At 67.9% G+C, this 22672-nt stretch carries 23 protein-coding genes; 7 read left to right on the top strand and 16 right to left on the bottom strand.

Translation table 11 applies throughout. The features are described from left to right. The 5 genes from AB7P10_RS07470 to mnmG form a co-directional block, all read right to left on the bottom strand. Window positions 1-540, bottom strand: coding sequence for an RBBP9/YdeN family alpha/beta hydrolase (locus AB7P10_RS07470; protein WP_428293207.1), 540 nt, complete (start codon window positions 538-540; stop codon window positions 1-3). 20 nt (window positions 541-560) lie between these two features. Then, window positions 561-1331, bottom strand: a complete 771-nt coding sequence (locus AB7P10_RS07465) for a ParA family protein (protein WP_428293206.1) — start codon at window positions 1329-1331, stop codon at window positions 561-563. 11 nt (window positions 1332-1342) lie between these two features. After that, a complete protein-coding gene (locus tag AB7P10_RS07460) occupies window positions 1343-1957 on the bottom strand; it encodes a LysE family transporter (RefSeq protein ID WP_428293205.1) in 615 nt (204 codons plus the stop codon). Window positions 1958-2047: 90 nt separating this feature from the next. After that, window positions 2048-2722 carry a 16S rRNA (guanine(527)-N(7))-methyltransferase RsmG gene (gene rsmG / locus AB7P10_RS07455; RefSeq protein ID WP_428293204.1) on the bottom strand — a complete coding sequence of 225 codons (675 nt, stop codon included), beginning with the start codon at window positions 2720-2722 and terminating at the stop codon, window positions 2048-2050. Continuing rightward, window positions 2719-4686 carry a tRNA uridine-5-carboxymethylaminomethyl(34) synthesis enzyme MnmG gene (gene mnmG / locus AB7P10_RS07450; RefSeq protein ID WP_428293203.1) on the bottom strand — a complete coding sequence of 656 codons (1968 nt, stop codon included), beginning with the start codon at window positions 4684-4686 and terminating at the stop codon, window positions 2719-2721. The genes rsmG and mnmG overlap by 4 nt, the downstream gene beginning before the upstream one ends. 208 nt (window positions 4687-4894) lie before the next feature. On the opposite strand from mnmG, the gene AB7P10_RS07445 reads away from it, so the two are divergent. The 5 genes from AB7P10_RS07445 to AB7P10_RS07425 all read left to right on the top strand — a co-directional run bounded on the left by AB7P10_RS07445 (window position 4895) and on the right by AB7P10_RS07425 (window position 7292). Continuing rightward, window positions 4895-5266, top strand: a complete 372-nt coding sequence (locus AB7P10_RS07445) for a hypothetical protein (protein ID WP_428293202.1) — start codon at window positions 4895-4897, stop codon at window positions 5264-5266. A 19-nt stretch (window positions 5267-5285) separates the two neighbouring features. Next, window positions 5286-5879 (top strand): NADPH-dependent FMN reductase, encoded by a 594-nt coding sequence (locus AB7P10_RS07440; protein WP_428293201.1) that lies wholly within the window; start codon window positions 5286-5288, stop codon window positions 5877-5879. 16 nt (window positions 5880-5895) lie between these two features. Beyond that, window positions 5896-6153: a YkgJ family cysteine cluster protein gene (locus tag AB7P10_RS07435; protein ID WP_428293200.1), complete on the top strand. Its 258-nt coding sequence runs from the start codon at window positions 5896-5898 to the stop codon at window positions 6151-6153. Window positions 6154-6227: 74 nt separating this feature from the next. Further along, entirely contained in the window at window positions 6228-6422 is a 195-nt protein-coding gene (locus AB7P10_RS07430; protein WP_428293199.1) for a YgaP family membrane protein, read from the top strand. Window positions 6423-6521: 99 nt separating this feature from the next. Further along, on the top strand, window positions 6522-7292 hold the full coding sequence (locus AB7P10_RS07425) for a class II aldolase/adducin family protein (protein WP_428293198.1): 771 nt from the start codon (window positions 6522-6524) through the stop codon (window positions 7290-7292). A 4-nt stretch (window positions 7293-7296) separates the two neighbouring features. Here AB7P10_RS07425 and AB7P10_RS07420 read toward each other — a convergent pair whose 3' ends face one another. From AB7P10_RS07420 to AB7P10_RS07370, 11 genes are all read right to left on the bottom strand, one after another. Next, the gene (locus AB7P10_RS07420; protein ID WP_428293197.1) at window positions 7297-8049 is read right to left on the bottom strand and encodes a hypothetical protein; all 753 of its coding nucleotides are present in this window, start codon (window positions 8047-8049) and stop codon (window positions 7297-7299) included. Window positions 8050-8170: 121 nt separating this feature from the next. Further along, window positions 8171-9517 carry a type III glutamate--ammonia ligase gene (locus AB7P10_RS07415; RefSeq protein WP_428293196.1) on the bottom strand — a complete coding sequence of 449 codons (1347 nt, stop codon included), beginning with the start codon at window positions 9515-9517 and terminating at the stop codon, window positions 8171-8173. Then, window positions 9514-10824 carry a 4-aminobutyrate--2-oxoglutarate transaminase gene (gabT, locus tag AB7P10_RS07410; protein WP_428293195.1) on the bottom strand — a complete coding sequence of 437 codons (1311 nt, stop codon included), beginning with the start codon at window positions 10822-10824 and terminating at the stop codon, window positions 9514-9516. The genes AB7P10_RS07415 and gabT overlap by 4 nt, the downstream gene beginning before the upstream one ends. Before the next feature lie 109 nt (window positions 10825-10933). Next, complete coding sequence (locus AB7P10_RS07405; protein ID WP_428293194.1) at window positions 10934-12409, bottom strand: aldehyde dehydrogenase; 1476 nt, start codon at window positions 12407-12409, stop codon at window positions 10934-10936. Between the two features lie 116 nt (window positions 12410-12525). Next, window positions 12526-13362, bottom strand: coding sequence for an ABC transporter permease (locus tag AB7P10_RS07400; protein WP_428293193.1), 837 nt, complete (start codon window positions 13360-13362; stop codon window positions 12526-12528). A gap of 13 nt (window positions 13363-13375) precedes the next feature. Then, window positions 13376-14287 (bottom strand): ABC transporter permease, encoded by a 912-nt coding sequence (locus tag AB7P10_RS07395; RefSeq protein ID WP_428293192.1) that lies wholly within the window; start codon window positions 14285-14287, stop codon window positions 13376-13378. 2 nt (window positions 14288-14289) lie between these two features. After that, complete coding sequence (locus AB7P10_RS07390; RefSeq protein WP_428293191.1) at window positions 14290-15387, bottom strand: ABC transporter ATP-binding protein; 1098 nt, start codon at window positions 15385-15387, stop codon at window positions 14290-14292. An 87-nt stretch (window positions 15388-15474) separates the two neighbouring features. Continuing rightward, window positions 15475-16644 (bottom strand): extracellular solute-binding protein, encoded by a 1170-nt coding sequence (locus AB7P10_RS07385; RefSeq protein WP_428293190.1) that lies wholly within the window; start codon window positions 16642-16644, stop codon window positions 15475-15477. Between the two features lie 143 nt (window positions 16645-16787). Then, window positions 16788-18224, bottom strand: a complete 1437-nt coding sequence (locus AB7P10_RS07380) for an aspartate aminotransferase family protein (RefSeq protein ID WP_428293189.1) — start codon at window positions 18222-18224, stop codon at window positions 16788-16790. Between the two features lie 110 nt (window positions 18225-18334). Beyond that, window positions 18335-19705: a glutamine synthetase family protein gene (locus tag AB7P10_RS07375; protein ID WP_428293188.1), complete on the bottom strand. Its 1371-nt coding sequence runs from the start codon at window positions 19703-19705 to the stop codon at window positions 18335-18337. A gap of 32 nt (window positions 19706-19737) precedes the next feature. Beyond that, a complete protein-coding gene (locus AB7P10_RS07370) occupies window positions 19738-20547 on the bottom strand; it encodes a gamma-glutamyl-gamma-aminobutyrate hydrolase family protein (RefSeq protein ID WP_428293187.1) in 810 nt (269 codons plus the stop codon). 110 nt (window positions 20548-20657) lie between these two features. Here AB7P10_RS07370 and AB7P10_RS07365 point away from each other — a divergent pair, with 110 nt between their 5' ends. Both AB7P10_RS07365 and AB7P10_RS07360 read left to right on the top strand, forming a co-directional pair. Next, entirely contained in the window at window positions 20658-22160 is a 1503-nt protein-coding gene (locus AB7P10_RS07365) for a PLP-dependent aminotransferase family protein (protein ID WP_428293186.1), read from the top strand. Then, window positions 22157-22651, top strand: a complete 495-nt coding sequence (locus tag AB7P10_RS07360; protein WP_428293185.1) for an acyl-CoA thioesterase — start codon at window positions 22157-22159, stop codon at window positions 22649-22651. The genes AB7P10_RS07365 and AB7P10_RS07360 overlap by 4 nt, the downstream gene beginning before the upstream one ends. Window positions 22652-22672 lie beyond the last annotated feature (21 nt).

Below are 22672 nucleotides of genomic sequence, written 5' to 3'. Positions count from 1 at the left end.
TCAGAGGTTGAGGAGTTCGGCAAGCACCGCATGGCCAGCGGGCCAGTCCCCCAGGCCGGACTCGGCGTTGATGTGGCCGGCGTCGCCCAGGTCGACGAAGCGCGCGCCCCAGGCCAGGGCAAAAGCCTGCGCGCGTTCGAAGCTGCAGTACGGGTCGTTGCGGCTGCCCACCAGCACGCTCGGGAACGGCAGGCGCTGCATCGGAATCGGCGACCAGCTGGGCAGCACCGGGCGCATCTCCTCGCGCTCGGCGTCGCCCGGGGCGACCAGCAGCGCGGCCTTCACCCGGTCGGTGTTTTGCGAATGCGACGCCCAGGCCGCCACATGCAGGCAGCCCAGGCTGTGCGCCACGAGCACTGCGGGCTCGTCGCAGCCGAGCAGCACCTCTTCGAGCCGGGCAATCCAGTCGCCGCGCTTCGGATGCATCCAGTCGTGCTGGTCCACGCGGCGGTAGCCGTGGGTGGCTTCCCACCGGCTCTGCCAGTGGTCGGGGCCGCTGCTCTGCCAGCCGGGAAGCGTGAGGACGTTGTGTGGTTTCACGTGAAACAGTCGGGTCTGGCTCAGAGCTTGTGGATGCGTTCGACCATTTCCTGTGCGAACGCCACGAAGGCCTGGCTGCCGCGCGCGGCCGGGTCAAACACCACACCGGGCAAGCCGTAGCTGGGTGCCTCGGCCAGGCGCACGTTGCGCGGGATCACGGTGTCGAACACCTTGTCGGCGAAGTGAGCCTTGAGCTGGTCGCTCACCTGCTGCTGCAGGGTGATGCGTGGGTCGAACATGACGCGCAGCAGCCCGATGATGGCGAGGTCGGGGTTGAGGTTGGCGTGCACCTGCTTGATGGTGTTGACCAGGTCGGTCAGGCCTTCGAGTGCGAAGTACTCGCACTGCATGGGCACGATCACGCCGTGCGCCGCGCACAGGCCGTTGAGGGTGAGCATGCTCAGGGACGGCGGGCAGTCGATCAGCACGAAGTCGTAGGCGTCGGCCACCTCGGCCAGCGCGGTCTTCAGGCGCTTCTCGCGCCGCTCCACCTCGACCAGCTCGACTTCGGCACCCGCCAGTTCGCGGTTGGCGCCCAGCACGTGGTAACCGCACTTGTCCGAAAACACCGCCGCCTCCGCCACCGAGGCGGATTCAAGCAACACGTCGTAGACCGACAGCGCCATCTGCCGCTTGTCCACGCCCGAGCCCATGGTGGCGTTGCCTTGCGGGTCCAGGTCCACCATCAGCACGCGCTGGCCCACCTTGGCCAGGCCAGCGGCCAGGTTGACGGTGGTGGTGGTCTTGCCGACGCCGCCCTTCTGGTTGGCCACACAGAAAATTTTCGCCATGGTGCCGCTTCTTATTTGGAGATGGCCAGCTTGATGCCGAAGCCGATGAGGAACAGGCCCGCCACCTTCTCCAGCGCGCGGCCGATGGCAGGGTTGGCGCGCATGCGCGCGGCCAGGAAGTGGGTGAGCAGCACGGCGGTCAGGCCATACAAGAAGGTCAGCACCGCCACGGTGGCCGCCATGGCACCAAAGGTCAGCAGGCCCTGGTGGCGGGCCGGGTCGACGAACAGCGGGAAGAAGGCCATGTAGAAAACGATGGCCTTGGGGTTGAGCAAGGTAATGAAAGCCGCCTGCTGAAAATACTGGCGCGGCCGGATATTGAGCACCGGCGCGTCGCCCGGCCGGGTGGTGAGCATCCTCCAGCCCAGCCAGGCCAGGTAGGCCGCGCCCAACCACTGCACCGCGCTGAACGCCGCCGGATACGCCGACAGCAAGGCGGCCACGCCCGCCACCGCCAGCCACATCAGCACCTGGTCGCCGGCAATCACGCCCAGCGTGGCGGCCATGCCGCCACGAATGCCGCCCTTGCCGGTGGACGTGATCAGCGCCAGGTTGCCCGGGCCGGGAATGAGCAGGAAAACGATGATGGCGACAACAAAAGCGCCGTAGTCCGCGATGCCAAACATGGGAATCCCCCGGGATGTGGAGGGTCGAGTTTACGTGAAGGGTCCCAGCGCCCTGCCCGCATCACGCCGGGGGTGCGCCTGCTGTGATGCTCAGACAACAGGTGTGGCTTTGGGCCGCATCCAGACCATGCAGCGCTCGGCGTCCAGCCCCGGCACCTGGAGTTGTTCCACGTGAAACACATCCACCGCGGGGGCGCCGGCCTTGAGGGCTTCCAGCTCTTCGGCCGGATGTTTGCCCTTCATCGCCATCCAGATGCCACCGGGGTTGAGCGCAGCACCTGACCATGTCGTGAAGTCCACCAGCGAGGCAAAGGCGCGCGAGCAAACCACGTCGTAGCCCGGGCCGGACAGCGCGTTCAGGCTTTCCACACGGGCATGAAGGCCATGCAGGTTCGGCAGCTTGAGCGTCGCGGCAGCCTGCTGGATGAACGCTGCCTTTTTCGCCACCGTGTCCACGCAGGTCACGCCGATCTGCGGGCAGGCGATGGCGATCACCACACCGGGCAGGCCGCCACCCGAACCCACGTCGAGCAACTGCACCGGGCGATCGCCCACCTGCTGCCGCAAGGGGTCGATGGCCGCCAGGCTGTCCAGCAGGTGGTGGGTCATCATCTCGGCCGGGTCGCGCACCGCCGTGAGGTTGTAGACCTTGTTCCACTTCTGGAGCAGGTCCAGGTAGTCGAGCAACTGGTCAACCTGGCGCGCATCGAGCGCAAGCCCCAGGGTTTGCAGCCCCAGCTGCAACGTGGCACGCAAGTCGCTCATGCCTCCGCGGCGGCCGGCACCGTGGCAAAGCCCTTGAAGCCACCCTTCTTCAGGTGGATCAGCAGCAAGGAAATGCTTGCGGGCGTGATGCCCGAGATGCGCGAAGCCTGCCCCAGGGTTTCCGGCCGGTGCTGGGCCAGCTTCTGCCGCGCCTCGAAGGACAGGGCCGCGACCTGCAGGTAGTCCAGATCGGCCGGCAGCTTCAGGCCTTCGTAGTGGGCGGCGCGTTCCACCTCGTTCTTCTGCCGGTCGATGTAGCCCGAGTACTTGGCCGCGATCTCCAGCTGCTCGACCACCGGCTCCAGCAAGTCGGCCAGTGTTTCACGTGAAACATCTGGCGCGGCGTACCTGCCACCGTCCATGCCGACCAGGTCCACATAGGCCACGCCGGGGCGGCGCAGCAGGTCGAACAGGTTGTGCTCGTGCTCGATGGCTTTGCCCAGCACGCGCTCGCCCTCTTGCGCCGGCAGGTTGCTCGGGTTCACCCAGGTCGCCTTGAGCCGCTCGGTTTCCCGGGCCACCGCGTCGCGCTTGCGGCAGAACGCATCCCAGCGCGCGTCGTCGACCAGGCCCATGCGGCGGCCGGCCTCGGTCAGGCGCATGTCGGCGTTGTCCTCGCGCAGCTGCAGGCGGAACTCGGCCCGGCTGGTGAACATGCGGTAGGGCTCGGTCACACCCTGGGTCACGAGGTCGTCGACCAGCACGCCCAGGTAGGCCTCGTCGCGGCGCGGCAACCAGGCGGCTTCACCCCGGCACTGCAGCGCGGCATTGATGCCGGCGAACAGGCCCTGGGCCGCCGCCTCTTCATAACCCGTGGTGCCGTTGATCTGGCCCGCGAAGAACAGGCCCTGGATCTGTTTGGTCTCGAAGCTGTTCTTGAGCGAGCGCGGGTCGAAGTAGTCGTACTCGATGGCGTAGCCCGGGCGCAGGATGTGCGCATTCTCCAGCCCCGCCATGCTGCGCACCAGCTGGTACTGGATGTCGAACGGCAGGCTGGTCGAGATGCCGTTGGGGTAGACCTCGTGCGTCGTCAGTCCCTCGGGTTCGAGGAAGATCTGGTGGCTGTCCTTGTCGGCAAAGCGGTTGATCTTGTCTTCCACGCTCGGGCAGTAGCGCGGGCCCACGCCTTCGATCTTGCCGGTGAACATGGGGCTGCGGTCAAACCCGGAGCGAATGATCTCGTGCGTGCGCTCGTTGGTGTGCGTGATCCAGCACGGCACCTGGCGCGGGTGCATGGCGGTGTTGCCCATGAAGCTGAACACCGGCACCGGCTTGTCCGGGTTCATGCCGCCGGGCACGCCATCGCCGGGCTGCTCGGTGCACTTCGACCAGTCGATGCTGCGCCCGTCCAGGCGCGGCGGCGTGCCGGTCTTCAGGCGGGCCTGGGGCAGCTTCAGCTCCTTCAGGCGCGCCGAGAGCGACGCCGCCGGGGGGTCGCCCGCGCGGCCGGCGGCGTAGTTGTTGAGGCCAACGTGGATCTTCCCATCCAGGAAGGTCCCGGCCGTCAACACCACGGTGCGGCCACGAAAGCGAATGCCCACTTGCGTCACGGCACCCACCACACGTTCGCCTTCCACCATGAGGTCGTCCACGGCCTGCTGGAACAGCCAGAGGTTCGGCTGGTTCTCCAGCACGCGGCGGATCGCCGCCTTGTAGAGCACGCGGTCGGCCTGCGCCCGGGTGGCGCGCACGGCCGGACCCTTCGAGCTGTTGAGGATGCGGAACTGGATGCCGCCTTCGTCCGTGGCCAGCGCCATGGCGCCGCCCAGCGCGTCCACCTCCTTGACCAGGTGGCCCTTGCCGATGCCGCCGATCGACGGGTTGCAGCTCATCTGGCCCAGGGTCTCGATGTTGTGCGTGAGCAGCAGCGTGGCGCAGCCCATGCGCGCGGCGGCCAGCGCGGCCTCGGTGCCGGCGTGCCCGCCGCCGACGACGATGACATCGAATTCCTGTGGGTACAACATGGTGGTGATCGCTTCAAGGGTGCGGCGGACCTGGCGCCCGGCCGCGCAACCCGCGATTGTCCCACCGATGGGGGTTTTCTGCCTCGCGCGCCATCCGGCCGGCGCACTGGCGCGCCGCGCCTCACGCCCCGTGCGGATGGGCATGGGACACCCTCTTTCCTAAGCTGAATCCGCCCACCTTCGGGCGGATTCCCGGGAAGGACATCCCATGAAAACACCCTGGCTCGTGGCCGGTTCCACCGCGCTGGCCTGCCTCAACGCCCACGCGGGCGCGGCCTTCATGTTCGGCATCAGCCACAACTTCGGCGGCGACACCGGCGTCACCTTCAAGATCCTGTCCTCGGACCGGCGCGACAGGCCCGTGCTGGCGGCCGGCGTGAGCTTCTTCCCCAAAGGGGTCGGGTTCGACGTGGGCGTGGGCTACAACTTCACGCGCACCACCGTGACCTTCGGTCGTGACCTGCTGCGCGAGCACTACCAGATCGCGTGGGGCGCCTCCAGCACGCGCTGCCCGCCGGCCCCGGTTGCGCCCGCCGCGCCCGCACCGGCTTTTCCGGACTTCGAGGACACCTTGTTCTGATCCCCGCGACAATCGCGGGATGACCCAGCCCCTACCCCTCCTGATCTTCGCGGGCAGCACCCGCGCCCAGTCCCACAACCGCAGGCTCGCGCACGTCGCCGCCGACATGGCGCGCGCCGCCGGCGCCCAGGTGACGCACATCGAACTCGCCGACTTCGATCTGCCGATCTACAACGCCGACCTGGAGGCGCGCGGCACGCCGGCGGCCGCGATCCGCCTCAAGGAAATCTTCCACGCCCACCCGGCCTGGGTGATCTGCTCGCCCGAGTACAACGGCAGCTACACCGGCCTGCTCAAGAACACCATCGACTGGGTCTCCAGCCCGGTCAAGTCCGACCCTGCGTGGACCAGCGGCACCAAACCCTTTGCCGGCAAGGTGGTGGGCCTGCTCAGCGCCTCACCCGGCGCACTGGGCGGCCTGCGCAGCCTGTCCCACCTCACGCCCCTGCTGCTGAACCTGCAGTGCTGGCTGACGCCGAAGCAGTTTGCGCTCTCCCGCGCGGCCGACGCCTTCGACGCCGAAGGCCAGCTGATCGCCGAGCCCGCCCGCCAGGCCGTGCAGGGTGTGGTGGAGCAAACCCTGTGGGCCGCCGCCCGCCTCTCGAACGCATAGGACAAAAAGCACCACCGTGGATTGCCGCCCGGGCTGCGGTGCCTGCTGCACCGCGCCATCCATCAGCAGCCCCTTGCCCGGTCTGCCGCACGGCAAACCGGCGGGCATGCCGTGCCCGCACCTGGACGCCGCGCTGCGCTGCCAGCTCTTCGGCCGGCCCGAGCGCCCGGCCGTATGCGCCAGTCTCCAGCCCCATGCCGACATGTGCGGGCGCGAGCGCGCCCACGCCATGCAGTGGCTCGCCCGGCTGGAACGCGCCACCGCCCCGTCCTGATCTGGATCAAACCCGCCGCAGCTTGCGGGGCGTCCAATGGTGGCGAGCAAGATCGCTCGCGAACGGAGACTCCCATGACACGCAACGTTGGCGGCATCGACCGCGCCCTTCGCATCGCCATTGGCCTGGCCCTGGTCGCCGCGGCCGCCACGGGCACCGTCGGCCTCTGGGGCTACCTCGGCGTGGTGCCCCTGCTCACCGGCCTGGTGGGCTGGTGCCCGCCCTACGCGCTGCTGGGCTTCAACACCTGCTCGATGAAGAAGCCGTAGCGCCCGGCCCTCCTGTCCTCGCAGCGACAAGACAGGCACGCCGCAGCGGCATACAGTGCATGGACGCGCGCCCCATCGAGGCGCCACTGGAGACACCCCATGCACATCCCCTCACTCAGAGAAGTCGTCAGCGCCGAAGAATGGGCGCTGCGCTGCGACCTCGCCGCCTGCTACCGACTGGTCGCCGCCTACGGCTGGAGCGATCTGGTCTTCACCCACATCAGCGCCAAATTGCCCGACAGTGTCACCGCCGGCGAACACCAGTTCCTCATCAACCCCTACGGCCTGATGTTCGACGAGATCACGGCCAGCAGCCTGGTCAAGGTCGACATGGCCTGCAACAAGCTGCACGACTCGCCCTTCCCGGTGAACCCGGCCGGCTTCGTGATCCACAGCGCCGTGCACGAGGCACGCCCCGAAGCCGGTTGCGTGCTGCATACCCACACGCGCGCCGGCGTGGGCGTGAGCGCGCAGAAGGCCGGCATCCTGCCCATCAGCCAGCAAAGCACCTTCGTGCTGTCGTCGCTCGCGTACCACGACTACGAAGGCGTGGCCCTGCGGGACGAGGAAAAGGCCCGCCTGCAGGCCGACCTGGGCAAGGCCAACTACCTGGTGCTGCGCAACCACGGCCTGCTCACCGTGGGCCGCACCATCGCCGACGCCTTCCTCTCGATGTACACCTTCGAGAACACCTGCCGCATCCAGATCGACGCGCTGGCCGGCGGCAGCGAACTCACCCAGGTCGACCCGAAGATCCTGAACGGCATGGCCGACGTGATGCGCGTGGCCACCGCGGGCCAGGGTGCGCAACTGGCGTGGCCAGCCTTGCTGCGCAAGGTGGAGCGGCTGGACCCGGGGTACCGAACCTGAGCTCTCAGGCGCGCGAGGCGTTTGCGACGAAAGCCGCCATGCCGTCCAGCACGGTGCGCAGGCGCATCAGTTCGCGCGAGGTGTCCAGCCGCTTCGACCACGCCGCGATGCGCGAGACGCGCTGCAGGCGCGGCAGCAGGTGTTCGATGAAGCGGCGCAGCGCGGGGCCGCCGGGGCCGGCGGCGTCGTAGGCCTGCAGCACGGCCAGCACCGCGCCCGGCCCGAGCGGCTGCAGAAAGCGCGCGAGCGAGAGCAGCATCTGCAGCACGTCGTACACCTGCACGGTCTCCAGCGCCATGCCCGGGCGCAGCTGTTCCTCGAAGTCGAGCCGCGCGAAACGCACGCCGTCCCAGGTGGTGTTGCGCAGTTGCGCGCCGCCGTGCCAGTGGCCGCGCGCGTGGAAAGCCGCCAGGTCGGCGCTGGCCGCGCACATCAGCGGCAGGCGTTCGCCCTCGGACATGCGGTGCAACTGGTGGTCCACCGTGTCGCCCACGTCGCCGGTGGTGAGGGAGAAACCGTCGAAGGTCAGCACCGGCGGCACATGCTCCCCCGCTGCCACCAGCGCCTGCAGGCGCTCGTGTTCGTAAGCCAGCAGAGCGCGGCCGTCGGTCTGGCGCACCGCGTGCCAGGGCACGGGCACACCGACGAAATGCGCGAACACCCAGATGCCCATGGACTTGCGCAGGCTGCGCAAGGGCCGGTCGGCGGTCTTGGTCCAGGTCTTGAAGGACGAAGGGGGTGGGGCGGATGTGCTCAAGAGCCGGAATTATCCCGATTCCTCAGGGCTCCCCCGGATGCGCCCCCCGACATGCACGCGACGGGCCGCCGGGAGCGCCCTTCGAGGGGGTGACGCCGCAGCCGGCGCGGGGTGCCTTCGATCACGGCGCGTCGGCGTAGCGCTGCAGCTCCCAGTCGCTCACCTGCTGGCTCCAGGCCGCCCATTCCTCGTGCTTGAGCGCGAGGAACTGGGCGCAGAAGGCCGGCCCCACGGCTTCGCGCAGTGCGGCGTCCCGCGTGAGGGCATCGAGCGCGGCCAGCAGGTCGCGCGGCAGGCGCGGGGGCAGCGGTTCGCCGGCCGCGTGCCGGTCGTAAAGATCGTCGGCACAGGGTTCGACCACAGGCAGCCGCTGGTCGATGCCCGAGAGGCCGGCGGCCAGCGTCGCGGCCAGGGCCGCGTACACATTGCAGGAAGGATCGGGCAGGCGCCATTCGATGCGCCCGGCCACGCCCCGCACAAGGCAGGTGCGGTTGTTGTCACCGATGGCCTTCCACACCGGCGACCAGGTGGTGCCGGACGCGCTGCGGCTGGCGGCCAGGCGTTTGTAGCTGTTGACCGTGGGCGCACACAGCGCGGCCAGCGCATCCGCGTGGTGCAGCAGGCCGGCGGCGAAGCGCTGGCCGGTCTCGCTCAGGCCCAGTGTGCCGGCGGGCTCGGCCATCACCGCCCTTCCCTGCGCGTCCGTCAGGCTCAGGTGAAAGTGCAGGCCGCTGCCGGGAGCGTGCGCCAGCGGCTTGGGCATGCTGGAGAACACCATGCCGTGCTGCCGCGCCAGCGCCTGCGCGGCGAGCTTGAACAGTTGGTAGCGGTCGGCCGCGGCCAGCGCTTCGTCGTGCCGGTAGTTGATCTCGTACTGGCCGCTCGCGTCCTCGTGGTCGATCTGCTCGAGCTGGAAACCGAGCGCGTCCAGGGTCTGGCGCATGCCATCCAGAAAGCCGAAATTGCGGCCCATGGCCTGCAGGTCGTACGAGGGCTTGGCAAGGCGGTCGTCGCCATCGGCCACCGCCCAGCGGCCCTGCGCGTCGCGCCGCAGCAGGAAGAATTCGGGCTCGATGCCGACCCACAGCGTCCAGCCGCGCTCGCGCAGGCGCGCCAGCTGGCGCTGCAGCAGCTGGCGCGAACAGGTGTCCAGCGGCTCGCCGCCGGCAAAGCCGTCGCACACCGCGTGCGCCACGCCGGGCATGAAGGGCAGCGGGCGCAGGCTCGCGGGCACCACACGGCCCATGTATTCGCTGCGCGCGCCCATGCGCGGCAGGCCGGTGCCGGCGATGCTCGGGCCCGAGAACCCGGCACCCACCTCGACCGCGTTCGCCAGCCGGTCGAGCGGCACCAGCTTGCCCTTGGGCGCGCCGAGCAAATCGGTGAAGGTGGCCAGGACCGAGTGGATGCCCTGGGCGCGCAGGGCCGCGATGCGGCCTTCCAGCGCCAGGTCCATCGGTGTGTTCACACCAGCACCTCGGCCAGCGCCGCGTCGAACGCGGCCAGGCCTTCGGCGAACACGCTGTCCTCGATGGTGAGCGGGAACAGGAAGCGGATCACATTGCCGTGGACACCGCAGGTCAGCAGCAGCAAGCCGCGCTTGAGCGCTGCCATCTGCACCCGCTTCGTGGTCTCGGCGTCGGGCGCGCCGGTGGCCGGGTCGATGAACTCACAGGCCACCATGGCGCCCAGGCCACGCACCTCGCCCATGCGTTTCGGATACACCGCGCGCTGCGCCACCAGGTGGCCAATGAGCTGGTCGCCCAGCTGCTGCGCGCGCTCGGGCAGCTTCTCCTCGGCCATCACGTCCAGCACCGCGTGCGAGGCCGCAATGGCCAGCGGGTTGCCCGCGTAGGTGCCGCCCAGGCCGCCGGGCGCGGGGCCGTCCATCACCGCCGCCTTGCCGCACACGGCCGAGAGCGTGGTGCCGCCGGCCATGCTCTTGGCCAGCGTCATCAGGTCGGGGCTCACGCCGTAGTGCTCCATGGCGAACATGCGGCCGGTGCGCGCGAAGCCCGTCTGCACCTCGTCGGCGATCAGCAGGATGCCGTGCGCGTCGCACAGTTCGCGCAGCCACTTCACCGCCGCGGGCAGGATGGGGTTGAAACCGCCCTCGCCCTGCACCGGCTCGAACACGATGGCCGCCACGCGGCCGGGCTCGATGTCGGCCTTGAAGAGGTGCTCCATGGCCTTCTTCGCGTCCTCGAAGCTCGCGCCCGTCATCGGGAACGGCACGTGATAGATCTCGGGCGGGAACGGACCGAAGCCGGCCTTGTACGGCTGCACCTTGCCGGTGAGCGCCACCGAGAACAGGCTGCGGCCGTGGAACGCGCCACCGAAGGCGATGATGCCGCTGCGCCCGGTGGCCGCGCGTGCGATCTTCATCGCGTTCTCGATCGCCTCGGCGCCGGTGGAGAAAAAGGCCGTCTTCACCGGACCGTCGATGGGCACCATGGCGTTGATGCGCTCGGCCAGCGCCACGTACTCGGTGTAGGGCACGACCTGGTAGCAACTGTGCGTGAAGCGTTCGAGCTGCGCCGCAATGGCCGCCTGCACCTTGGGGTGCACATGGCCGGTGTTGAGCACCGCGATGCCGCCGGCGAAGTCGATGAAGCGGCGCCCCTCGATGTCCCAGAACTCGGCGTTCTTCGCCTTGTCGATGAAGAAGTCACCGAACACGCCCACGCCACGCGGCGTGGCCGCGAGCCGGCGCTCATGCCAGGCGGCGTTGGTGTGCGGCGCGTTCAGGTGCTCGGGTTTCTGCGGTGCGTTCATGACCCATCTCCATCAAATGCGCAAACAGCGGCGCGAAGTCTGATCCAGGGGCACCGCGGAACCGGCTTTGCCGGGCCGCCAGTGCCGTCCCCCTCCGGGGGAAACCGCGTCAGCGGTGCAGGGGGGAGTCGATTCTTATCCAGGTGGTCTTGGTCTCGGTGTACTTGTCGAACGCGTGCAGCGACTTGTCGCGCCCCACGCCGCTCTGCTTGAAGCCGCCAAACGGGACGGTGATGTCGTCCTCGTCGTACTGGTTCACGTGCACCGTGCCGGCGCGCAGCGCGCGCGCCACACCGTGCGCCTTGTTGATGTCGCGCGTCCACACGGCGGCCTGCAGGCCATAGACGCTGCTGTTGGCCTGCTTCACCACGTCGGCCGCGTCGGTGAAGGACAGGACCGAGAGCACGGGGCCGAAGATCTCCTCGCGCGCGATCGTCATCTGCGGCGTCACGCCGTCGAAGATGGTGGGCAGCACGTAGTGGCCGCCCTTGACCGGCTCGGCCGCCGCGCCGCCTGCGAGCAGCTTCGCGCCCTCGTCCTGCCCCAGGCCGATGTAGCGCATCACGTTGTCCATCTGCACCTTGTCCACGATGGCGCCCATCACGGTCGCCTTCTCCAGCGGGTTGCCCGGCTGGTATTGCGGCACCATCGCCAGCGCCTTCTCCAGGAAGGCGTCCTTGATCGAAGCCTCCACGAACAGGCGCGAGGGCGCGTTGCAGCTCTCGCCCTGGTTGAAGAAGATGCTGCCTACCGCCGCCTCCACCGCCTTGTCCAGATCGGGGCAGTCGGCGAACACGATGTTGGGCGACTTGCCGCCCAGCTCCGTCCAGGCGCGCTTCAAGTTGCTCTGCCCGGCCATCACGTGGATCTGCTTGCCCACGCGCGTGCTGCCGGTGAAGGCGATGCAGTCCACGTCCATGTGCAGCGCCAGCGGGCTGCCGGCTTCGGGGCCGTAGCCCGGCACCACGTTGAACACGCCGGGCGGAATGCCGGCGGCCAGCGCCAGTTCGGCCAGGCGCAGCGCGGTCAGCGGGCTCTTCTCGCTGGGCTTGAGCACCACCGAGTTGCCCGCGGCCAGCGCCGGCGCGATCTTCCAGGCCGCCATGATCATGGGGTAGTTCCAGGGCACGATCACGCCCACCACGCCCACGGGCTCGCGCGTGATCAGCGCCAGCGCGGTGCTGGGCGTGGGCGCGATTTCGTCGTAGACCTTGTCCACCGCTTCGCCGTACCAGCGGATGCAGTTGGCCGCGCTGTTCACGTCCACGCTTTTGGCGTACCGGATGGGCTTGCCCATGTCCAGCGTCTCGGTCAGCGCCAGCGCGTCAGCGTGGACGATCAGTTGCTCGGCGAACTTGATCATCACGCGCTTGCGCTGCGCCGGCGCCATGCCGCTCCAGCGGCGGTCCTCGAAAGCGGCGCGGCCAGCGGCCACGGCGGCGTCGATGTCGGCCTCGCCGCAGCGCGCCACGGCGGTCAGCAGGCGGCCGTCCACGGGCGAGATGCAGTCAAAGGTCTGGCGGTCGCGCGCGGCGACGCGCTCGCCATTGATGAAGGCGCGGCCGTCGAAACTGAGGTCGGTCATGGGTTCGGTGTCCGGAAGGGTTGCAGGAGGCAGATTGGCCCCATGCTACGCCCGGAACGGGGGACAGGGCCAGTCCACTTTGTCGGCCCCGATCCGCACCGCATGCGCCGCGGAACTCAGCTTTTCAACGCCGCCGCAATCTCCCGCTCGCGCCGCCGCGTGGACCGTGCCACCCAGATCGCATAGCTCACGATGACGATGGTGACCGTCACGATCAGCAGCGTGGCCGCGGCGTAGATGGTCGGGTTGATGCCACGCCGCGCGTAGCCGAAGATCACCTGCGGCAGGGTGTTCACGCCCGGGCCCGAGAGGAATTCGGCAATCACCACGTCGTCGAAGGAGAGCGTGAACGCCAGCAGGAAGGCCGCGAGGATGGCCTGGAAGATGTTCGGCAGCGTGACCAAGAAGAACACCTGGTGCGGCCGCGCGCCCAGGTCCATGGCGGCTTCCTCGATGGAGCGGTCCATCTCCAGCAGGCGCGACTGGATCACCACCATGCCGTAGGCCATGCCCAGCAGCGTGTGGCCCACGATGATGGTGAGCATGCCACGCTGCGGCCAGCCGAACAGGTTCTGCACGCCCACCGCGAGCAGCAACAGCGACAGGCCGATGATCACCTCGGGCATGACCAGCGGCGCGTTGACCATGCCCGAGAAGATGGTGCGGCCCAGGAAGCGCCGGTAGCGCACCAGCACGAAGGCCGCGAAGGTGGCGAGCACGGCAGAGAGCAGGCCCGTGATGGTCGCCACCTTGAGCGAGAGCCAGAAGCCTTCGACGATTCTGTTGTCGCGCGTGAGCGCCTCGTACCAGCGCAGCGAGAAGCCGGTGAAGCGCGCGTCCTGCCGGGTGCTGTTGAACGAGAACACGATCATGAACACCAGCGGCATGTAGAGGAAGGCGAACACCAGCGCCAGCCAGGCCTTGCCGAAGTGTCTTTCAAGCAGTTGTTTCATGGTCGGGCCCTGGTCACTTGCGGGGTTCGGCCGCGTCTGCCGTGTAGTGGTAATACAGGGCCAGCGGGATGACGATCAGCGCGATCATGATCACGGCCAGCGCGGTCGCGCGCGGCCAGTCGTTGGCGGTGAACATCTCGTCCCACACCACGCGCCCGATCATCAGGTTCTCCGGGCCACCCAGCAGCGAGGGGATGACGAACTCGCCCACGCAGGGGATGAAGACCAGCATGAAGCCGGCGACGATGCCGGCCTTGGACAGCGGCACGGTGACCAGCCAGAAGGCCTTGAACGGCGTGGTGCCCAGGTCGTAGGCGGCCTCGAGCAGGCGGAAGTCCATCTTCACCAGGTTGGCGTACAGCGGCAGCACCATGAAGGGCAGGTACACGTAGGTCATGCCGATCAGCATCGACACGTTCGTGTACAGCATCTGGATCGGCTGGTCGATGATGCCCAGCGTCATCATCAGGCGGTTGAGCACGCCCTGGTCGGTGAGGATGCCCTTCCAGGCGTACACGCGCAGCAGGAACGAGGTCCAGAACGGCAGCATCACCATCAGCAGCAGCGCCGGGCGGATGCTCGCTGGCGAGCGCGCGATGAAATAGGCGAACGGGTAGCCGATCAGCAGGCACAGCACGGCGGTGCACAGGGCGTACCAGATCGAGCGCAGGTAGGCGTCGATGTAGAGCGTCTTGAACAGCGGCGCACCCTCCTCCGCCCGGAAGATGGAGAGATAGTTCTCGTACTTCAGGCTCAGGATGCCGGTGACAGGGTCCCAGATGGGCTTGAACGGACTGATGTCGCCGCCCATGTCCACGAAACTGATGTACAGCAGGATCAGGAACGGCAGGAAGAAGAACAGGATCAGCCAGGCATAGGGCACGCCGATCACGAAGCGCTTGCCGGGAATGGGTAGTGAGGCCATGTTCAGTCCCTCAGCACGATGCCGGCGACGTCGTCCCACCAGAAGAACACCTCGTCCTCCCAGGTGATGTCCGAGAGGTCGTGGCGCGAGGTGTTGGCCTCGGTGATCTTGACCTTGGTGCCATCGGTGGCGACCACGATGTAGGTGTTGTACGAGCCGAAGTAGGCGATCTCCTTGACCCGGCCGCTGAACACGTTGGGCCCGGCCTCGGCGCCCGGGCGCTGCTTGCCGATCTCCATCTTCTCCGGCCGCACCGCGATCGCCACCGGCATGTTGAGCGTGCCGCTCACGCCGTGGCCGACCTGGATCTCGCCAATGCCGGTGGTGGCCGCGCAGCGATCGGGCTCGTCCACGCTGAGCTTGCCCTCGAACAGGTTGACGTTGCCGATGAAGTCCGCCACGAAGCGGTTGGTGGGGTGCTCGTAGATTTCCTCCGGCGTGCCGACCTGCAGCACCCGCCCCTTGCTCATGATGGCGATGCGGCTCGCCATGGTCATGGCCTCTTCCTGGTCGTGCGTGACCATGACCACGGTCACGCCCACCTTCTCGATGATGTTCACCAGCTCGAACTGGGTCTGCTCGCGCAGCTTCTTGTCCAGCGCGCCCAGGGGTTCGTCCAGCAGCAGCATCTTGGGCCGCTTGGCCAGGCTGCGCGCCAGCGCCACGCGCTGCTGCTGACCGCCCGAGAGCTGGTGCGGCTTGCGCTTCGCGTAGGGCGTGAGCTGCACCAGTGCCAGCATCTCGTCGGTGCGCTGCTGGATCTCCGCCTTGGGCAAGCCCTCGCGCTTGAGGCCGAAGGCGACGTTCTCCCAGATGTTGAGGTGCGGGAACAGGGCGTAGGACTGGAACATCATGTTCACCGGCCGGTCGTAGGGCGGCATGGCCGCCACGTCCTGGCCACCGAGCAGGATGCGCCCCGAGGTCGGCCGCTCGAAGCCCGCGAGCATGCGCAGCAGGGTGGACTTGCCGCAGCCCGAGCTGCCCAGCAGGGCAAATATCTCGCCCTTGCCGATGGAGAGCGAGACCTCGTCCACCGCCACCGCCTCGTCGAAGCGCTTGACCAGTTTCTCGGTCACCAGGAAACCCGTTGTGTCAGCCATCTTGAAGTCCGTTTCTTCTCTGAGCCAAACAGAAAGGGCTGTTCAACCCGGCAGGATGAACAGCCCTTGAGCCCGCGCGGCGGAGCGTTACTTGCCGCGCTTGAAGGCGTTGTAGGTGTCGTTGAGGACACCGGAGATTTCATTGGAGAAGCCACCGGTGGGGATCAGGCGGGCGGTGTCTTCGGGGCCCAGGAAGATGGTCTTGTTGTTCTTGACCTCGTCCTTGATGTCGGCCAGCGCGGCCTTGTTGCCGGTGGGGTAGTTCATTTCGTTGGCCATGGCCGCGCCGTTGGCCGCGCGCAGGTAGAAGTCCATGAACAGGTGGGCGTTGAGCACGTGCTTGGCGTCCTTGGGGATGGCCATGGTGTCGATGAACACGAGGCCGCCGCCGGTGGGCAGCAGCGGGACGATCTCGTCCTTGCCACCGGTTTCCTTCACGCGGTCGGCCGCGATGTTGATGTCGCCCGACCAGCCGATGAAGGCGCAGGCCTTGCCGCCAGCGATGTCGTCGATCATGGTGCTGGAGAACAGGCGCACGTCCTTGCGCACCTTCATCAGCATTTCACCCGCGGCCTTGAAGTCCTCGGGGTTCTCGCTGTAGGGCGGCTTGCCGACGTAGTGAAGCGCCACCGGCAGGATCTCGCTGGGCGAATCCAGGTAGGCGATGCCGCAGGACTTGAGCTTGCTGGAGTACTTGGGGTCGAACACCAGGTCCCAGGCGTTTTCCGGCATGGCCATGCCGCCCAGCGCCTTCTCGACCTTCTGCTTGTTGATGCCCACCGTGGTGAAGCCCCAGGCCCAGGGCACCAGGTGCTTGTTCTCGGGGTCCACGCCGGCGATCTTGGACATGAAGTCCGGGTCGAGGTTGGCGTAGTTCGGGATCTTGCTCTTGTCGATCGGCTGGTACAGGCCGCCTTCGATCTGCTTCTTGGCGAAGCCGGCCGTGGGGATCACGATGTCGTAGCCCGAGTTGCCGGCCACCAGCTTGGCGTGCAGCGCCTCGTTGTTCTCGAAGGTGTCGTAGTTCACCTTGATGCCGTACTCCTTCTCGAAGTCGGCCACCAGGGTCTCGGTGATGTAGTCAGGCCAGTTGTAGACGTTGAGGACCTTTTCCTCGTCCATCGCGGGGCCGGCTGGCGCCGCAGGCGCGGCGGCCACCGGAGCGGGCTCGGCGGGAGCGGCCACAGGCTCCTCTTTTTTGCCGCAGGCGGCCAGCAGGATCGCTGACATCGCGAGAACCAGAACGTGCTTTTTCATGGTGTTGCTCTCTCCAAGGAGGTTGTTGACCCAAAGTACCCAGGCGGCGGCAGCGGGCATGCGAAACCGCTAGCAATTTCCAGACCCGAAGCCGCCTCGTCCGGCCCGCACCCAGCGGGCCTGTTGTCCGGAAAACATTCTAGTCACAGCTGTCCCGCGGCCCGCAATTCGTCCACCGTCGCGTCCAGGCAGGTGCGGATCAGGACCATCATCTCGTCGATCTGGGTGCGCGTCATCACCAGTGGCGGCGCGATGATCATGCGCTCGCCCACCGCGCGCATGATCAACCCGTGGCGGAAGCAGTGGGCGCGGCACATCATGCCCACGCCCAGGTCGGGGTCGAACTGCTCGTTGGTGGCCTTGTTCTTCACCAGCAGCAGGCCGGCGACGAAGCCGCAGGCCTGGGCCGTGCCCACCAGCGGGTGGTGCCGCAGTTCCTCGAAGCACTCGGCCAGGTAGGGGCCGGTGTCGTCCTTCACCCGCTCGACCAGCTTCTCGCGCTCCATCAGCTCGATGTTGGCCAGCGCCACCGCGCAGGCCACCGGATGGCCGCTGTAGGTGTAGCCGTGGTTGAACTCCCCGCCCTTGTCGATCAGCACCCGCGCCACGCGGTCGCCCACCATCACACCGCCCAGCGGGATGTAGCCGCTGGTCACCCCCTTGGCGAAGGTGACCAGGTCGGGGCGCATGCCGAACTTCTCGTAGGCGAACCAGTGCCCCAGGCGGCCGAAGGCGCAGATCACCTCGTCGCTGATCAGCAGGATGCCGTGCTTGTCGACGATGCGCTGGATCTCGGGCCAGTAGGTCGACGGCGGGATGATCACGCCACCCGCGCCCTGCACCGGCTCGGCGATGAAGGCGGCGACCTTGTTGGCGCCGATGGAGAGGATCTTCTCGTCCAGCCAGCGCGCGGCGCGCAGGCCGAAGTCGGCCTCGCTTTCGCCGGGCAGCGCGTTCTCGAAGTGGTAGGGCTGCTCGATGTGCTCGATGCCCGGGATCGGCAGGTCGCCCTGGGCGTGCATGCCGCTCATGCCGCCCAGCGAGGCGCCGGCCATGGTGCTGCCGTGGTAGGCGTTGTTGCGGCTGATGATGACCTTGCGCTGCGGCTGGCCGAGCAGGTCCCAGTAACGCCGCACCATGCGCACGTTGGTGTCGTTGCTCTCCGAGCCGCTGCTGGAGAAGAACACATGCTCGAACTTGCGCCCGCCCACCTCGGGCGCGAGCGCCGCGAGCTTGGTGGCCAGCTGCACGGCCGGCACGTTGGTGGTCTGGAAGAACGTGTTGTAGAACGGCAGCGTCATCATCTGCTGGTACGCCGCGTCGGCCAGTTCCTTGCGGCCGTAGCCGGCGTTCACGCACCACAGCCCGCTCATGGCGTCGAGGATCTTGTGGCCCTCGGAGTCCCAAACGTAGATGTTCTCGGCGTGCGTGATCACGCGCGAGCCGCGCGTGGCCAGGTCGCCGTGGTCGGTGAAGGGGTGGATGAAGTGCGCGCTGTCCAGCGCCTGAACGGCTTTGGTGTCATGCTTTTCAGCGCGGCGGACCAGGGCGGGCGGGGCGATGAGGGTCGAAGTGTTCATCAGAGTCTCTCGAGCGAAGGGTTTGATTCAAGAACGCCGCGGAACCGGCTTTGCCGGGCCGCCAGCGTTGCCCCCTGGGGGGTGACGCCGAAGGCGGCGCGGGGGGGTGGTTAAACATGAAGAAGAAGATGCTCGCGTTCCCAGGGCGAGATCACCTTCATGAACTCGTCGAACTCCAGCTCCTTGATCTCGGTGTAGATGGTGATGAATTCCTTGCCCAGCACCTCGTGCAGGTCGGGCTCGCGGCGCAGCCAGTCCAGCGCCTCGCCCAGGCTGCGCGGCAGCGAATACGGCGCCAGGTAGGCGTCGCCCTTCATCTCCGGCTTGGGCTTGATCTTGTTCTTCAGCCCCAGGTAGCCGCAGGCCAGCGTCATGGCCATGGCCACGTAGGGGTTGGCGTCGGCGCCGATGACGCGGTTCTCGACCCGGCGCGCCTGGGGCGAGGCGATCGGCGAGCGGATGCCCACGGTGCGGTTGTCGTGGCCCCACTCGATGTTGATCGGCGCGGCCGTGTGGCGCGAGAGCCGGCGGTAGCTGTTCACATAGGGCGCCACCAGCACCATGGCGGCGGGAATGTAGCGCTGCATGCCGCCGATGTAGTGGTAGAAGGCCTCCGACGCGGAGCCGTCCTCGTTGCTGAAGATGTTCTTGCCGGTGGCCTTGTCCAGGATGCTCTGGTGCACGTGCATGGCCGAGCCGGGCTCGCCGGCAATCGGCTTGGCCATGAAGGTGGCGTACATGTCGTGGCGCAGCGCGGCTTCGCGCACCGTGCGCTTGAAAAAGAACACCTCGTCGGCCAGGCCCAGCGGGTGGGCGTGGAAGAAGTTGATCTCCATCTGGCCCGCGCCGATCTCGTGGATCAGCGTGTCCACGTTGAGCTCCATCTTGTCGCAGTAGTCGTAGATCTCCTCGAACAGGGGGTCGAACTCGTTGACCGCGTCGATGCTGTAGGCCTGGCGCGAGGTCTCCGCGCGCCCGCTGCGCCCGATCGGCGGTTTCAGCAGCGTGTTCGGGTCGGTGTTGCGCGCGGTCAGGTAGAACTCCAGCTCGGGCGCGACCACCGGCTCCAGGCCCTCGGCGTCGAACAGGTCGCACACATGGCGCAGCACGCTGCGCGGGGCAAAGGGCACCAGCTTGCCGGCATGGTCGAAACAGTCGTGGATCACCTGCGCCGTCGGGTCGCTCGCCCAGGGCACGATGCGCACCGTGGTGGGGTCGGGGCGCAGCTGCATGTCGCGGTCGGTGGGCTCGATCACGTCGAAGTACGGGCCGCTCTGCGGAAACTCCCCGGTCACCCCCATGGCCACGATGCCCTGCGGCAGCCGCATGCCGCGGTCCTCGGTGAACTTCTCGCGCGGCAGGATCTTGCCGCGGGCCACACCGGTCAGGTCGGGCACCAGGCACTCGACCTCGGTCACCCGGTGCTGGTTGAGCCACTGCTCCAGGTCGTTGAAGTTCATCTTCTTGGGGGGGGCTGTCATGTGCCGTCTCCGTGGTGGGTATGGGGTTGTCGTCAGGCGCTGGTGCTGGCCGCGCTGCGCGCCAGGTCGGCGGCCTGCAGGCGCTGGCTGGTGCGCTGGCGGCAGGCGCGGCCGAAGGCCTCGAAGATGGCGGCATAGAACGGCGTTTCCCAGCAGCGCCATTCCGGGTGGAACTGCACCGCATAGGCAAAGGTGCGCGCGCCGCGCACGCCAAAGGCCTCGACCACGCCATCGGGTGCGTGCGCCAGTGGCTCCAGTTCGGCGGCCAGGCGGTTGATGCCCTGGCCGTGCAGCGAATTCACCTGCGTGACCGGACCACCGGCCCAGGTCTCGAACACGCTGCCCGGTGCGAAGCGGACCTCGTGGCGCGGTGCGTACTGCTCGTCGGGCGGCGCGGTCTTGGGTTCGCGGTGGTCCATCAGGCCCGGCACCTCGTGCACGCGCTGGTGCAGCGTGCCACCCAGGGCGACGTTGATCTCCTGGAAACCGCGGCAGATGCCCAGCAGCGGCACACCCTCGCGCACGCAGGCCCTGACCAGCGCCAGCGTGAGCAGGTCGCGCTCGGCGTCCAGCGGCAGGCTCGGGTCGGCCACGTCCTCGTCGAAATGCGAAGGGTGCACGTTGGACGGCGAGCCGGTCAGCATCACGCCGTCCACCAGCGCGAGCAGCTCGCTGATCTGGCCGGTGTCGGCCAGCGGAAACATCACCGGCTGCGCCTGCGCCCCGACCTTGACGGCCCGGGCGTACTTGTCACCCAGCAGCAAAAAGGGCATCTGGTGCCCGTGGTCGCCCATCAGGCGGTGGTCGGCAGGCAGCCAGACCATGCATGGTGGCTTGTTCATGATGACTCCAGACAGTGGATGCCATTGTGGGGGGCCAATTGGATCACAATGAGGGCCAGTTGGCCCAACCCCATGGTGCCAATCCCGACCTCCCTGCGCCGCAATGCACCATGTTGTCTGAATTCCTGTTGGCCGAAATGAGCCGCCTGGGCGCGCGCGACGCCCTGCCCCTGCACCGCCAGCTCTACGAGGCGCTGCGCCGCGCCATGCTCGACGGCAAGCTCGGCGCCGGCGAGCGCCTGCCCTCCAGCCGCGACCTGGCGCAGGACCTCAACCTCTCGCGCAACACCGTCGTGGCCGCGATCAACCAGCTCAGCGTCGAAGGCTACCTGGCCAGCCGGGTGGGCAGCGGCACCTACGTGAACGACAGCGTGCCACGCGCCACGCCCGGCCGCGGCGCGCGCAAGGCGGGTGGCCAGCCCGCCACCGTGCAGGCCGGCCGGCTCTCGACCCGTGGCAAGGCGCTCTCGGCCAGCTTCTGCGCCACCGAACTGGAGGTGCAGCCCTTCACCCCCGGCATCGCCGACTTCAGCGCCTTTCCGCTCACGCTCTGGCAGCGCCTGCAGAACAAGCACTGGCGCCTGACCTACCCGGACATGCTGGACTACAACGACTCCGGCGGGTACGCGCCCCTGCGCCGCGCCGTGGCCGACTACCTGCGCGTCTTCCGCAGCGTGCAGCTCGACGCCGACCAGGTCGTCATCACCACCGGCACCCAGCAATCGCTCGAACTCTGCGCGCGCCTGCTGGCCGACCACGGCGACACCGTGTGGGTGGAAGACCCCGCCTACTGGGGCGCGGTCAAGGCCTTCATGGCCACCGGCCTGTCGCTGCACCCGGTGCCGGTGGACGAGGAAGGCATCAACCCCCGCAGCGCGGACAACGCGAAGCCGCCGCGCTTGGTCTACGTCACGCCCTCGCACCAGTACCCCACCGGCGCGGTCATGTCGCTGCCGCGGCGCCACCAGCTGCTGGCCACCGCGCGCGCCCACGACGCCTGGGTACTGGAAGACGACTACGACAGCGAATACCGCTTCAGCGGCCCGCCCATATCCTGCCTTGAGGGGCTGGACACCGACGGCCGCGTGCTCTACATGGGCACCTTCTCCAAGGTGCTCTACCCCGGCCTGAAGATTGGCTACCTCGTGGTGCCCAGGCCGCTGGTGCCGGCCTTCAAGCAGGCCCACTACGACCTCAACCGCCCGGGCCAGATGCCGGTGCAGGCCGCGCTGGCCGAGTTCATCGAAATGGGCCACTTCGCCAGCGCCCTGCGCCGCGCGCGGCAGAACTACGGCGAACGCCGCCAGTGCCTGCTAGAAGCGCTCAAGCCCGTGCTGCGCGACAGCGCCGAAGGCCCCTTCATCAGCGGGGCCGAACAAGGCCTGCACCTGTGCCTGCGCCTGCCCGCCTCGGTGGACGACCACGCCCTGGCACAACGCATCGCCACACAGCACAGCCTCACCGTGCGGCCGCTGTCGGCCTACTGCCTGCAGCGCAAGGACCTGCGCGGCCTGGTCATTGGGTACGGTTACGCGCCGCTGGCCGAAATCCAGCGCTGCGGGCCGCTGGTGGCGGCGGCGGTGCGGCAGGCCTTGAGGGGCGGGCCGGCATGATCGGCCTCGCGCGCAACCTCGGCACGCTCGTCGGGGCCTGCTTCGCCGAACCCTGCACACCCCAGTCGCGCGTGACCAAACGGTTTCGCGTTACCCCCTTCGACGTCGGTGTACGCATTCTCAAGAGCGACCGCTACCTGCAACTGGCCGAAGCCGCACAAGTGGATTTCATGGTCAGGACACGGAGTGCATGGCCACTGGTTCGTGCGGGCATTGGGTTCGTGAACGCCTCCCAGCTGGTCCGCTTCGTCCGGCCCGTCGGTCTGTTCCAGTGCGTTGACGTGGGCACCGCCATCGTGTTTGCCGATGACAGGTGCGCGTACTTCTCCCACACGCTGTTGGTACAAGGCACGTTGCACGCCGAGGTGCTCGTGAAGATGAAGTTCAAAAAGGGGCGCCTGACCGTGCCGCCAAGGGACGTGTTCGGCCCATGCCCGAAAGAAAAGCCCGCCCACCTGATCGCCTGGGACGAGGCGCTGCAGCAAGCCTGAAGCGGCGCAAACACCTGGCAC

The sequence above is a fragment of the Hydrogenophaga sp. genome, from assembly GCF_050182545.1.
In the GTDB taxonomy this organism is placed as follows: domain Bacteria; phylum Pseudomonadota; class Gammaproteobacteria; order Burkholderiales; family Burkholderiaceae_C; genus Hydrogenophaga.
This window is presented reverse-complemented; position numbering and strand designations above follow the sequence as displayed.